12 protein-coding genes are annotated in these 14,223 nt (G+C 40.9%); 11 read left to right on the top strand and 1 reads right to left on the bottom strand.

The window, feature by feature from the left end:
- The first annotated feature begins 117 nt into the window (after positions 1–117).
- The 9 genes from AC1TPB_RS08845 (at position 118) to ruvB (ending at position 10,705) form a co-directional block, all read left to right on the top strand.
- A complete protein-coding gene (locus AC1TPB_RS08845) occupies positions 118–294 on the top strand; it encodes an HI0074 family nucleotidyltransferase substrate-binding subunit (protein ID WP_482076361.1) in 177 nt (58 codons plus the stop codon).
- Positions 295–410: 116 nt separating this feature from the next.
- Complete coding sequence (locus AC1TPB_RS08840) at positions 411–719, top strand: nucleotidyltransferase family protein (protein WP_482076141.1); 309 nt, start codon at positions 411–413, stop codon at positions 717–719.
- 331 nt (positions 720–1,050) lie between these two features.
- Entirely contained in the window at positions 1,051–3,741 is a 2,691-nt protein-coding gene (locus AC1TPB_RS08835; RefSeq protein WP_482076140.1) for a DEAD/DEAH box helicase, read from the top strand.
- A gap of 21 nt (positions 3,742–3,762) precedes the next feature.
- Positions 3,763–4,497, top strand: coding sequence for an SWIM zinc finger family protein (locus AC1TPB_RS08830; protein WP_482076139.1), 735 nt, complete (start codon positions 3,763–3,765; stop codon positions 4,495–4,497).
- A gap of 274 nt (positions 4,498–4,771) precedes the next feature.
- Entirely contained in the window at positions 4,772–7,318 is a 2,547-nt protein-coding gene (locus tag AC1TPB_RS08825) for a LysM peptidoglycan-binding domain-containing protein (protein ID WP_482076138.1), read from the top strand.
- 359 nt (positions 7,319–7,677) lie between these two features.
- Positions 7,678–8,358, top strand: coding sequence for a BofC C-terminal domain-containing protein (locus AC1TPB_RS08820; protein WP_482076137.1), 681 nt, complete (start codon positions 7,678–7,680; stop codon positions 8,356–8,358).
- Between the two features lie 189 nt (positions 8,359–8,547).
- Positions 8,548–9,051, top strand: a complete 504-nt coding sequence (gene ruvC / locus AC1TPB_RS08815) for a crossover junction endodeoxyribonuclease RuvC (protein WP_482076136.1) — start codon at positions 8,548–8,550, stop codon at positions 9,049–9,051.
- A complete protein-coding gene (gene ruvA, locus AC1TPB_RS08810) occupies positions 9,048–9,683 on the top strand; it encodes a Holliday junction branch migration protein RuvA (RefSeq protein ID WP_482076135.1) in 636 nt (211 codons plus the stop codon). Before ruvC ends, ruvA begins: the two co-directional genes overlap by 4 nt.
- A 20-nt stretch (positions 9,684–9,703) precedes the next feature.
- The gene (gene ruvB / locus AC1TPB_RS08805) at positions 9,704–10,705 is read left to right on the top strand and encodes a Holliday junction branch migration DNA helicase RuvB (protein ID WP_482061472.1); all 1,002 of its coding nucleotides are present in this window, start codon (positions 9,704–9,706) and stop codon (positions 10,703–10,705) included.
- A gap of 38 nt (positions 10,706–10,743) precedes the next feature.
- On the opposite strand, the gene AC1TPB_RS08800 is transcribed toward ruvB, so the two are convergent.
- Positions 10,744–10,872, bottom strand: coding sequence for a hypothetical protein (locus AC1TPB_RS08800; protein WP_482076134.1), 129 nt, complete (start codon positions 10,870–10,872; stop codon positions 10,744–10,746).
- A 188-nt stretch (positions 10,873–11,060) separates the two neighbouring features.
- Here AC1TPB_RS08800 and AC1TPB_RS08795 point away from each other — a divergent pair, with 188 nt between their 5' ends.
- Both AC1TPB_RS08795 and queA read left to right on the top strand, forming a co-directional pair.
- Positions 11,061–13,166 carry a SpoIID/LytB domain-containing protein gene (locus AC1TPB_RS08795; RefSeq protein WP_482076133.1) on the top strand — a complete coding sequence of 702 codons (2,106 nt, stop codon included), beginning with the start codon at positions 11,061–11,063 and terminating at the stop codon, positions 13,164–13,166.
- A gap of 3 nt (positions 13,167–13,169) precedes the next feature.
- On the top strand, positions 13,170–14,216 hold the full coding sequence (gene queA, locus AC1TPB_RS08790) for a tRNA preQ1(34) S-adenosylmethionine ribosyltransferase-isomerase QueA (protein WP_482076132.1): 1,047 nt from the start codon (positions 13,170–13,172) through the stop codon (positions 14,214–14,216).
- Positions 14,217–14,223: the final 7 nt, after the last annotated feature.

Genomic DNA, 14,223 nt, shown 5'->3' with positions numbered 1-14,223 from the left:
TCTAAAAAGGTGGGATCTGAAAAATGAACACCGATATAAGATGGAAACAGCGTTTTCAAAATTATGAGAAAGCTTTTTAAATTTTAGAGGAGGCACTGGCTAAAGGGAGCTTTCAAAATTAGAAAAGCCGGAGTTATCCAAATTTACGAATTTACTTTTGAATTAGCATGGAAAACACTTAAAGACTATCTTGAGGATTATGATGTAGTCGTAAAATTTCCTAGAGATACGATAAAAGAAGCAGTTAAATATGAACTTATTGATGATGGTGAGATGTGGTTGGATATGCTATAAAAGAGAAGTCTTATGGCTCATACTTATGAATCCATTGCTGAATTGGCATTTAGACTGATTGCTGATCAATATTATTCAGCGTTGAAACAAGTGGGCGATAGACTAGGGTCAGAAGTATGAATGCTTTTGGTATAACAACAAAATCAGCTAATCTGCTTCGGGAAACCTTTTTGAAATATCCCCAAGTTGAAGAAGTCATTCTGTTTGGTAGTAGAGCGAAGGGGAATTATAAAAAAGGGAGCGATATTGACCTTGCGATTAAAGGTGAACAATGCTCTGCCGATCTAGCTCTAACATTACAATCCTTTATTAATGAGGAATTGCCCATTCCTTACATGATAGATATTGTAGATTACCATTCATTGAATCACCAAGACCTAAAAGAACATATCGATCGAGTCGGTAAAAGATTTTATCAACGATGAATCGCTAATGTTTTCGAATGCGAGACATGTGTTTGCTAGAGGTTAAGCAGCGAATTGATAAGTTAATGACAGAATAGAAAAGTCCTTAGATGGGTGAAATCCAGTTAACAATTAAAAATTCGACTAAAAGCATATTCCTTATCTCGAACAACGAGGTAAGGAATATGCTTTTTTAATTGGGGCTTATTCCAGTAGAAGGTGATTGCGGTTTATTGCGATAATTATTTTTTAGCTTCGATATCTCCTAATATTGGAGATAGAATCCTTCTATGCTATCATTAGAATAGATGACAACACTAGTTATGTACTGACTGAACGGAGTGTAATTAAGATGGAGACAAACCAAGATTATCGTGGCGAATTTCACAATAAACAGCTTATCGCGATCATTCATCCGAATGGTCAATTTAAGCTTGATTGGCAGACAGTGGTCGAGCAGCAAGGCTGTGATCAACTTGCTGTGCAGAATACTATATATAATCATTATCTTCAAAAGTATGAATCAGTTTGGTTCGTGCTTGGTCTGATGAGACGCACTGCAGCGATGTCAGAATCTCTTAGCTACCTTATTCGAGTAGCGAATCTCTTCGTTAGAAAGCTTGCTGAGAATCCAGATGCTGAAGTGTTACGAGAGAAAGCTAGGGCAGAGCTTGAAGAGTTGGAAGTAGAGAAAATACTAAGTAATACTCCTTTTATAATAGGATCGCAATATTTGGATCAAGACTGGCTAGAAAACGCCTGGGAGGAGCTTCACCGTGCCTATAGTTATCATTTGCAAGGGCATAAAGGCAGTATCGCACTACTGCTGATGCAAAGCGAATCCCCCGTTCATCTTGCGGGAAGAGTCTACTTCCATCTTGTAGAGAATAAGCAGGAGGGAGAGTATCCTTTCTCTTTTTTAGCGACCTACGCAACGGAATCGAACGATCAGGGAAAGTCGAGACATCTTCCGCTCAAGAATGCTTTGCTGGAGTACGGTGAGAATAGCGGAAAGCTACTAGAACTGCTCTCAACTGTTAATCGGGCTGCAGAAAGAAGTTCTTTTATCTCAGAGCTAGAACAGTCGGGTGATGTTTTTTATCCGATCGGCTTGACTGCTAATGAGGCCTATACGTTTCTAAAGGAAGCAGAGATATACGAGGAATCAGGAATTTTGTGCCGCATTCCGAAGTGGTGGAAGAACAAATCGGATAAGTTAAAATTAACGGTTAACGTAGGGGCTAAGCCTCCATCTTATTTGAGTAGCGATGCTTTATTAGCGTTTGATGCGGAGCTTTGGCTTGGGGGTGAAGCAGTGGATGCTGATGAACTGAGACGGTTGCTTACAGAGGAAGAAGGACTCACCTTTATTAAGGGTAAATGGGTTGAGGTTAACCATAAGCGATTGCAGGAAGCGCTTATGGCTTATGAGCAGGCGCAGCAATTAACAAGTGGATCCGGACTTAGCCTGATGGATACAATGAGGCTTCAATTAAATGCGAGGAAAATACTCGATATACAAGAGGAAGCGGTTGAGCTTGATGTTACGAACGGACAATGGCTAGATTCGGTTATAGAGCGGTTGACGAATCCTGAGAAGATGGAACGGCTGGACACTGCAGGTGATGATTTTCAAGCTAGCCTACGCGTATATCAAGAGCGTGGTCTTAGTTGGCTTTATATGATGAAGAAGCTCGGTCTTGGCGCATGTCTTGCGGATGATATGGGGTTAGGAAAAACAATCCAGGTCATAGCGTTGCTGAATTATATAAGGACGAGGAAACAGGAGAAGGCTTTGCTGGTCGTACCGGCTTCATTAATCGGCAACTGGATGAACGAGATTAGTAAGTTTGCTCCTTCGTTGAATTATATGGTTCTTCATCCATCAGAGAATAAAGAGATCAGTGAGCATGATGGGAAGCTAGAAGAGCACGAATTGTTTATTACGACATACGGGATGATCTCCAAATATGATTGGCTGACAAATCGTACATGGGATACATTGATTTTGGACGAGGCTCAGGCGATCAAAAATCCAGGAACGAAGCAGACGAAGTTAGTTAAGCAAATTAAGGCTTCTTTTCGAATTGCGATGACAGGTACGCCAATTGAGAATCGTTTGTCTGATCTATGGTCGTTATTTGATTTCTTGAATAGGGGTTTACTTGGAACAGCAAAGGAATTTACTCAATTTACGAAAAGCATTAGTGAATCTATGGATGGTTATACCAGATTAAAGCAGGTCGTAAGCCCATTTATACTTAGAAGACTGAAGACCGATAAATCGATCATTACTGATCTACCTGATAAAATTGAGATGAAGACTTATGCTAGTTTAACCAAAAAGCAGATTCTACTGTACAATAAGCTTGTGCAGGAGTTAAAACAGAAGCTTGAATCTGCTGAAGAAGGAATTGAGCGCAAGGGCCTCGTACTAGCAGCGTTAATGAGATTTAAACAAATATGTAATCATCCCGACCAGTACCTAGGTCAGCATGTTTATTCAGAGACGGAAAGTGGCAAATATGCAAGACTGAGAGAAATTTGTGAGACGATCTATGAAAAGAGAGAGCGTGTTATTATTTTTACGCAATTCAAGGAAATAACAGAGTCATTGCGTAGTTTTCTGGAACAGATTTTTCATCATCAAGGACTTGTGTTTCATGGGGAGACGGCCGTTAGCAAACGCAAGGAAATCGTGGCTGAGTTTCAGGGTAATGAATATGTGCCGTTTATGGTGCTGTCGATTAAAGCCGGGGGAGTGGGCCTAAATCTAACTGCCGCCAATCATGTCATTCATTTCGACAGATGGTGGAATCCAGCAGTTGAGAATCAGGCAACGGATCGTGCTTTTCGAATTGGGCAGCAGAAAAATGTTATTGTACATAAGTTTATTACGGAAGGAACAATTGAGGAGAAAATTGATCAAATTATTGAGAGTAAAATGAAGCTACAAAATGAAATTATTCCTGATATTCAGGAGAACTGGATTACGGAAATGAATAACGAGCAGATTATGGATCTAATGAAGCTGACTACTTAATTATTGAGAGGAGAATCTCAAGTGGTATTTTATAATGAGTTTCCGGAATATGTTCCTGTGGCGCAGAGGAAGAAGAAAGCAGAACAGGCAGTAGCGAAACTGAAGAAGAAAATCCCATCTATTGCCCCGGTCGTTATTACAGGGAGAACGATAACGAAAACCTGGTGGGGAAAATCTTGGAGTAGCAATTTAGAAAGTTACGCTGATTATTCAAATCGGATTGACAGAGGACGCAGCTATGTCCGGCACGGCGCAGTACTTGACCTGGAAATTACGGAGGGCAAGGTAACCGCACTTGTTCAAGGTAGCTCTTCAAAACCTTATCAGGTAGGTATTACGATCGCTCCCCTCTCGAAAGAAACATGGGATGCGATGGTGAAAGAGTGCGTTGGGAAAATTAGCTCGCTTCAGGAGTTAGTAGGGGGGAAATTCCCGAAAGGACTTACGGAGCTGTTTACGACTAAGGGAAAGGGACTATTTCCCGCACCGAAGGAGATTGTGTTAGACTGCAGCTGTCCTGACTCCGCTAAAATGTGTAAGCATGTTGCAGCAGCACTATATGGTATCGGAGCTAGGTTTGATGAGGATGCTGCCTTGTTTTTTGTACTGAGAGGAGTTTGTATCGATGATTTGATCTCTGAATCGCTAGCGCAGAAGTCACAAAGCTTGCTTGGCAAGCCGAAGGGCAGAGGACGCCGAGTTATGGCTGATGCAGATATCTCAGAGGTGTTCGGCATTGAGTTAGATCAATCATGAGCTATAATAATGTTAGAATTCTTCATGGGAAACGGGAATGGATCAACTTATTGTAGGATTTATTGTATGATTTGATTCTGGATAGGTGTGAACTAAAATCTTCAATTGAAGATAATTTAATAAAATAGTACAAACCAAAGAAACCTAATGAAATTTTATTAGGTTTTTTTGTGTGGAATTGTGACGACTGCCTAGTTTCTGCATACGATGTATAGACTGCATACGGAATAATGCCCCGTATTAAGATTATCATTGTGTATAGGAGGAATATGTAGTGAAGATACACATCATTAAGCAAGGTGATACGCTATTTCATCTTGCTCAAAAATATCATGTCACTGTTGAAGAGTTATTGAATCATAATTCAAACATTAAGGATCCTTATAATCTTGAAATTGGATCCAAGCTTAGAATCCCATCTATTTCAACGTCGGTGGGAAGTGGGGGAAGCGGAGGGATGCATATGGGAATTATACATCAACATGTTGTAACACCAGGGGATACGATGTGGAAATTATCTCAAGAATGGGGAGTTTCATTAGCTGGCCTTATTGCAGTTAATAAGCATATTCATAATCCAAATGTGCTGAAAACTGGTGATGTCATTAACATACCAAAAACAGCCACAACTGCCGCTCACGATGGAATGCACCAAGCAACTCAACAGCAAGTAACTGCTCAAGCAGCATCGACGCCACCTCATTTTACTACTCCTGATGTTTCAGTATCCTTGCCTACTATTCCATCAATATTACAACAATTATTGCCTGGGTTTCAAATGCATAAAGTAGTGTCTGGTGATACGTTATATCATATTTCAAAAAAATACGGTGTAGCACTTAATGACATTATTGCACTGAATCCTAATATTACGAATCCGAATCAATTAACTGTCGGTATGAAGGTACTAATTCCCAAAGGAGCAATGCCTCCATCAGGCATTCCAAATGTTGACATTACTACACAACAGAAATATATTGTACAGTCAGGCGATACTATGTGGAAGCTTGCTAATGCTTGGAATATTCCACTGAATGAACTTGTTGCAGCTAACAAGCAGCTTGCTAACCCGAATGTGTTGCAGGTCGGAGAGATTATTAATATCCCAAAATCCTATTCCGTAGACTTATCTGGTCAATTTCATGCTCAGCAAGCAACAAATATGTCAGCTAATCAGAATGCAGCAAATCAACACATGATTAATCCAAAGAAAGCCAACAATCAAATGATGCCCCCGAAAAAAGCTAATAATCAAATGATGCCTACACAAGCAGCGCCGGCGAAGCAGCCAACTCCGATTCAAATATCGCCAACTATTAATGTTGCTCCAACTATAAATGTAACGAAAACTACTGCTGTACCTAAGCAGCAAGTAATAGCTGCACAAACCGGGCCGAAAACTGTTGCACCGATGCAAGTTAAGCCGGCGGTTACTGCACAAACAGTCGCCCCAATTAAGGTGAAAACAGAACCAATCACGGCAGCGAAAGCAGAGGCTGTAGTAACAAAAGTAATGCCAATCGCTAATGCAAATGCGAAGGTACAATCGGTCGTAACAAAAGTAATGCCAATCGCTAATGCGAAAGTAGAATCAATGGCAACGAAAGTTATGCCATTATCCAATGCAAATGCGAATGTAGAATCAATGGCAACGAAAGTTATGCCATTATCCAATGCAAATGCAAAAGTAGAATCAATGGCAACGAAAGTCATGCCATTATCCAATGCAAATGCGAATGTAGAATTAATGGCAACGAAAGTTATGCCATCTAATGCAAATGCGAATGTACAATCGATGGCAACGAAAGTCGCGCCATTAGCTAATGCAAATGCAAATGCGAATGTAGAATCAATGGCAACGAAAGTTATGCCATTATCCAATGCAAATGCGAATGTACAATCAATGGCAGCAAAAGTAATGCCGGTCGCTAATGCGAATGCGAAAGTAGAATCGGTCGCAGCAAAAGTAATGCCGGTCGCAAACGCCAAAATGGCACCAATGGCAACAAAAATGATGCCAATAGCTAATTCGAAGCTAGAGCCCATGGCAACAAAAATGATGCCAGTAGCTAATTCGAAGCTAGAGCCTATGGCAACAAAAATGATGCCAGTAGCTAATTCGAAACTAGAGCCCATGGCAACAAAAATGATGCCGGTAGCAAACTCCAAAATGGCACCAGTCGCTAATAAAGTCTACTCTGGATATAAGCCTTTGCCTGCTGACTTGGAACAGCATCCGTATTTCCCTAATGCAGAAATGTTGCATCAGTACCAAACGCCTAACTCCGTGATCCAACCTAATATGGGGAAATTCAAGTCAATGATGAATCCGAGTTATAAAGTGCCAGTATCACCATATCCATCGTATGCACCAATGCAGTATTACAATCCATGTGGCTGTCAGGCGCCCTCAACTCAAGGGAACTGGGGGTATGTTCAACCGATGAATTACGGTAATAATATGAATCCGAACGGGGCAACAATAACAGCTCAATCAGCTATGTACCCGCCAACGCATTATGCAGCGAACACACAAAGCTACCAGAACCAAGACTACCAGAATCAAGGTTACCAGAACCAAGGCTACCAGAACCAAGGCTACCAGAACCAAGGTTACCAGAACAAAGGGTACCAAAATCAATGGAATACGGACTGTGGCTGTGGTGGAACGCCCCAACCATACGTTCAGGAAGCTGCGAACAAGGTTAGTAAGTTTGGTCCAGCAACAAAGGTGAAAAAAACAGGCAAAAAAGTAACTATTCAAGCGACGAGGGAGTCGCGGAAGAAACCCCAAGGCAACAAGCCTTGGCTCAACGTTTAGGAGAAGTAGCTCAAAACATCCGACTGTGATCACGATGTACCTCGGAGTAGCGTAGTCGGCGTCGAATATGCCCTCCATCGAAAGCCTGCGTGTGCTCGTGTGCCCAAAACGTACACTGCGCTACTCGCTTCCGCTGGAGTGCATCTTCTTGGTGCTGACAGCCAAACCGAAAAGACTTAGAACGATGATATATCGTTGTTCTAAGTTTTTTTTGTGTTATGGGGGAAGTTAGAAAAAGCAAGACTAAAATAATATTTTATGACAACACTATACAATATGATTAAGCTTGTGCTTTCGATGTACTTTTTGTATCGTAGAAGTCCATCAAGAAGCTACAAAAAGTTTTTGGAGGAGACAGCATGAGATATACTTCGATGTGGAAACGGATAAAGCGAAAGCTTAAGCAGAATGGTAGCATACGTAGAAAATTGTTCCTAGCATTGCATATGAAAACTTTATTAAGTAGTATAGTACTTCTCTGCTTCATTGCAATGAGTGTTGGAACGGTTAATGCTCAACTGCAACAAAGCTATATTGTTAATTATGCAATTGATGATCTATCTACATGGCTTAATGGCGATAAGAAAATCCAGACCATATTACACCGTGTCTATGTATGTGGAGAGGAAATAGAGCAATTGGATCAACTGAATTATGAACAGGTTGTCATCATGGCTGAGCAAAATCCTAATTGGGAGCTAACGGTCGATCAATCTTATACCTTAATTCGTTTCGTAGAAAAAATAGATGATTTATCTCCTTATTGTAAGAAAAATGCTTTCTTTGGAATGAATAGTGAAGGCGAATTTTCATTGTTTGACGGGCTGCCATCTGAAGAAAAAATAATGAAAACATTTTTTCAATTGAATGTCCCTTACTTAGAAAGTAGTTTACCTGATCAAGAGCTCGAACATTTAATGACAGGTATTCGAATTAGAGATATTGATGAATATGACAGCGTGCTATCTACGTATAGTGAATATAGTATGGAACGTTTTTCGCAACATGAGAATGTGATGTCAGAAGCGATAGAGCAATAGTTAAAAGATTTATCGGATTAAATGCCGATAAGTCTTTTTTTTGTAGACTATACTATTGAAAACTGAAACATTTGTTCTCATAGCAACTAACATTTGCTATAATGTACGTTAGACAAGCTTTCATAAGAAATGATAGTATTATTATTTACTGGATATGCGATTGTCTAGCAGATTATTAGAGGTGATGGAATGCGAGTGCTAGGAATTGATCCAGGGATTGCAATCGTCGGTTTTGGATTTATTGATAAAGAAGGTCATAAATTAACTCCTGTGCAATATGGTGCAATCCAGACGGAAGCCCATACGCCCCAAGCGGAGCGATTGTTACAAGTATATGAGTCAGCAGGCGCATTAATGGATAAATATAAGCCTGATACTGTTGCGATAGAGAAACTATTTTTCAATCGAAATGTTACAAATGCTTTTGCGGTAAGTGAAGCTAGAGGTGTTATTACATTAGCAGCTGCACAGCGCGGCTTATCTATTGGAGAATATACTCCACTGCAAATTAAACAGGCTGTTGTTGGCTATGGTAAAGCTGAGAAGAGACAGGTGCAAGAGATGGTGAAAATGTTTTTAAAGCTTAGCGCTATTCCTAAGCCTGATGATGTAGCAGATGCATTAGCAGTGGCCATATGTCATGCGCATTCGGTAGTGTTAACACAAAAAATTAATGAGGTGAAGCATCAATGATCGATTATCTTAAGGGCCAAATTGCTTTTATTGAAGCTGATTATGCAGTAATCGAAGTAAATGATATTGGTTATCGTGTGTTTTCGCCTAATCCATATGCACTTCAAGCGATGCCGCAACCAGCAATGGTACATATTCATTACCACACTCGTGAAGATGCAACATTATTGTTTGGTTTTGAGTCGAGGCAGCAAAAGGCGTTATTCCGTAAATTGCTTGATGTTTCAGGCATTGGACCAAAGGTAGCGCTTGGTATGCTATCAGCAGGCAAGCCAGAGCAATTGGTAGCTGCTATTCAGCAAGATAATCTTACTTATCTTATGAAATTACCAGGGGTTGGTAAAAAAACAGCGCAACGTATTGTGCTTGACTTAAAGGATAAGTTAGATAGTATCGGAATCGATCTGCATGGTGGAGCGCTTAGTAGCTTTACTTTACAATATGAAGACGCTCCACATGAAGCAATTGCTGAAGGAAGAGCGTGGAAAGAAGCGAAGGATGGTTTGAAGGCTCTAGGTTATACGGAGACAGAATTAGATCGTGCTTGGCAAGTGTTACAGCATGAAGTTGCTGCGGACGAGCAGGTTGATCAACTGATGAAGAAGGCATTACAACAGCTATTTAAAGGATGACGGAAAGGGGTCAAGCTGAAATGGATGATCGTATCATATCCGCCAATCTAATGATGGAAGAACAAGCGGTGGAGCTTAGCTTGCGTCCTCGTTATTTGAATGAATATATTGGACAATCTAAAGCAAAAGAAACATTAAGTATATATATTGAAGCGGCTAAGCTACGTAAGGAAGCTTTGGATCATGTTCTACTGTACGGACCACCAGGCTTAGGGAAGACGACGCTTTCTAATATTATTGCCAATGAGCTAGGTGTTAGCTTACGAATAACGTCTGGGCCTGCTATTGAACGCCCAGGTGATCTTGCTGCGCTGCTTACTAATTTACAAGAAGGCGATGTGCTATTTATTGATGAAATTCATCGGTTGCATCGTACAGTAGAAGAAGTATTGTATCCTGCAATGGAGGACTTTGCGCTTGATATTATGATTGGTAAAGGGCCAAGTGCACGCTCAGTTCGACTAGATCTCCCGCCATTTACATTGATTGGTGCAACGACAAGAGCAGGACAACTATCTGCCCCGCTAAGAGATCGCTTTGGCGTAGTAAGTAGACTAGAGTATTATAATGTAGATGAGCTAGCATTTATCGTATCGCGCACTGCTGAAATTCTTGATGTAGCTATTGTTGGTGAAGCATCCCACGAAATTGCATTACGTTCTAGAGGAACACCTCGTATCGCAAATCGATTGTTAAAGCGTGTTCGAGATTTTGCACAAGTTCGTGGTGATGGCATCATTACTTATGATATTGCTAATGCGGCGCTTGAATTGTTACAAGTAGACCCGATGGGCTTAGACCATATTGATCATAAAATGTTACATGCGATGATTAATAATTTCTCTGGTCGCCCTGTAGGCTTAGACACTATTGCCGCTACGATTGGTGAAGAGTCGATAACGATTGAAGATGTTTACGAGCCATACTTAATGCAGATCGGATTTTTGCAGCGTACTCCTCGTGGGAGGGTGGCGACTGATCAGGCGTATCACCATCTAGGCATTCCCATCCCCGAGAGGTAAGGTAGTTCAAAATCGTGGACTGTGATAACGATGATTGGCTAACGTAGGTTAGTCGACATCGAAGATGAAGCGAACTTGGAAAGTACGGTTCGCGTGTACCAATAACGTACACTTGCGCTTCCGCTTTTCTCAAGTAGCGCTCCATCTTCTCGATTCTGACAGCCCACGATTTTGAACCTCCATTTTAAGCCTCGTGCTAAACATTCTTCACTCGTGTACTCAGGAGTACACGTTGCTGGGTAATGCTGCGAGGTTGTAAAGGGCTTATCGCTCGTGAACTTGAAACGTTCACGTTGCTGGGTAGGGCTAAGGGAATAATTTAGAACGTTTATTGAATGATAAGGAAGTGATAAATATGATGAAAATAGCTAAGCAAAGCTTAATATTAAGTGTCGTAATTACATTGTTACTATCGCTATCAGTTTCAGCGCCGACGAAGGCGGCAGTTCCGTCACTTGATCAAATTCGGGTAGCGTTGTTTGTTGATATTCCGAAAAAATACTCAAGCATAACGAAGGTGGCGACGTTATCTTCGGCTGCTGCGATGAAATTAACGGTGAAATCAGCTTCGAATTCTACAGAATGGTTAAGCTTCCCTGCTAATGCTGGGCTGAGATTGGCAATGAATGATTATAAGGTTAATTTGTTTGAATCAACGGATTTCACCGCAGCACAACAAGTGTTTAAGGCTGTGAAAACTGCTGGTGGTACGCCATTTCTAACATCATTAAGTAAAAACGATAAAGTAACGTACCAAGTTCTTGAAGGTGGGTATGCTAGTAATAGTGACGCGACTACGGCAGCTACGAAGTGGAAAAGTAATGCAACACTATCTGCTCTGTTGAAGTCTGCGCCTATGGTATACGGTCCGTATGCACTTGAAAGTGGTAGCTATCCTGCTAAAGCGGATGCACAAGCTGCAGCAGCGAAATTCGGCGCTCAAGGCTTAAATACTGCTATTGGTATGAAATTAAACGGTACAGGCAAACTAGAATATTCCGTAGTTGTTGGAATGGTTGGCACGGTTGCTGAGGTTGGGTTAGTAAAGGCAGCTGCTAGTAAAGTAAGTAGTTCGTTGAAAGAGCTGAAAGGTAGCGAAGATATGCTACTTTTGAGAGTTGATCATTCGGCAACGGATGCTGCAGCTTCGTCTAATGAATTATATTTATATAATCCACAGTTGACGGTATCGGTAAAAGCGGATAAAGAAGGTCTAATTAAAGTAACAGAGCGTAGTGAGCGATCTTATCGCGGTACTATGGAGATCGGAGCGTTGAACAACGCTATGTATGTCGTGAATGAATTGCCATTTGAGCAATATTTATATTCCGTAGTTGCGATCGAAATGTATCCGTCATGGCCACTAGAAGCATTGAAATCACAAGCAGTTGCTGCACGAACTTATGCGCTATATTCAGGTATGGGGTTTGTTGTAGCTCATGTCGTTGATACGACGACGAGTCAAGCATACTATGGTGCTAACTCTGAATCTGCCAATACGACGAAGGCAGTTGATGAGACGAAAGGGGAAGTCATTACTTATAATGGTAAATTAATTGAAACATTATATTCTGCAAATGCAGGCGGAGTAACAGCCGATGCCAAAGAAATTTGGAATAATGAGGTTGCTTACTTGAAAAGTGTTTCCAGCCCTGATGCGATCGCAGAAAAAGGTTTGAATTATTGGTATCGTGTTGTACTACCGAATGGAAAAGTAGGGTATATTCGCGATGACTTGGTTGAAGATACAGGTAAGACCAATGAAGCGGGTAAACCAATTTTATTATCTAATACAGATGCGACAAATATTCGTCGTAATCCACTTGTGCAAGCGGAGATTCCAGCCGTCACTCAAATTAATAGTGGGGTACAATTAATTGCACTTGAGAAGGTTATCCAATCCAATTCAATGAACTGGCGTAGAGGACCATATAGTAGCACTGAAATAGCTACAGCGATTAATGCGAAGTTGCCTAATACGGTATCTGGCAATATTTCTTCTTTTACTGTTAGTAAAGTAGGGGTATCCGGTCGAGCATTAGAGGTGTCGGTTAATGGGAAGACCTTACCAATAGCTAAACCAATTGATTTCCGAGCAGTTTTAGGAGTAGGTGGTTCGCTGCAAAGTACATTATTCAGCATTGAAGAGACAGGGAAAATAGTTATTCTCGGTGCTAATCAAAACGGTCGCACGAAAACAGATGGTGCGAAAACATTGCAAGTTATTGGCGCTAATGGAAATACTGCAACGGTAAGTGGAGAGTATATGTATGTACTTGATGGTAGTGGTAATGTACGAGCTGCTACTTATGAGGCAGGCTATCAATATGATGGAACAGGCAATGGGCATGGTGTTGGGATGTCTCAATATGGTGCATATAGTCTTGCTGAACAAGGGTATGACTATCGATATATATTGAAATACTATTATACAGGTACAACTGTTACTAAGGATGAATAGACGATGAATGTAGACTTATTTGATTTTCATTTACCAGAAGCGCTTATTGCACAAACGCCTTTATTAGAGCGTACGTCATCTCGCCTTCTAATGCTAAGGAAAGATAGCGGTCAAGTGGAGCATGGTGTCTTTACGGATTTGGCAGACAAATTACAAGCTGGTGATGTGCTTGTCCTTAATGATACAAGAGTTCTACCAGCAAGATTACTTGGTAAAAAGCTAGACACTGGTGCTAAAGTTGAATTGTTATTATTGAAACAGCTTGAAGGTGATAAATGGGAAGTACTTGCTAAGCCTGCCAAACGTATTAAGGTAGGCACCGTACTTTGCTTTGGTGAGAATGAGCAGGGCGAACCGATCTTAACAGCTACAGTTGAAGAAGAAGCTGATATGGGTGGACGAACAGTAAAGTTCAACTATAATGGGATATTCAACGAACTGCTTGATCAATTAGGTGAAATGCCTTTACCACCTTACATTAAAGAAAAGTTAGACGAGAAGGAACGTTATCAGACTGTCTATTCTAAGCATGATGGATCGGCGGCAGCTCCGACAGCAGGTCTACACTTTACGAAGGAGTTTCTTGAACAAATTCAAGCCAAAGGTGTACAATTAGCTTACATCACGTTGCATGTCGGACTTGGAACATTTAGACCGATGTCTAGCGATACGATTGAAGAGCATGAGATGCATGCGGAATATTATGAATTAAGTGAAGAAACTGCACAAATTGTGCAACGTGCAAGAGATGAAAACCGTAGAATAGTAGCGGTAGGTACAACTTCAGCACGAACGCTAGAGACGATAGGGCAACGTTTCAAAGAGGACAAGCTAGAAGCATGTAATGGATGGACGTCTATATTTATTTTTCCGGGCTATCAATTTCAGCTCGTGAGCGCATTATTAACGAATTTTCATCTGCCGAAATCCACTTTAGTTATGCTAGTTAGTGCGCTAGCAGGTCGTGAGCATATTATGCATGCTTATCATGAAGCAGTGCAGGAGCAATATCGATTCTTCAGCTTCGGAGATGCCATGTTTATATATTAAAATGAAT

It is taken from the genome of Paenibacillus sp. Y951 (assembly GCF_056786395.1).
Note: the sequence above shows the minus strand (reverse complement) of the source record. Positions and strands in the feature narration are given on the sequence as shown.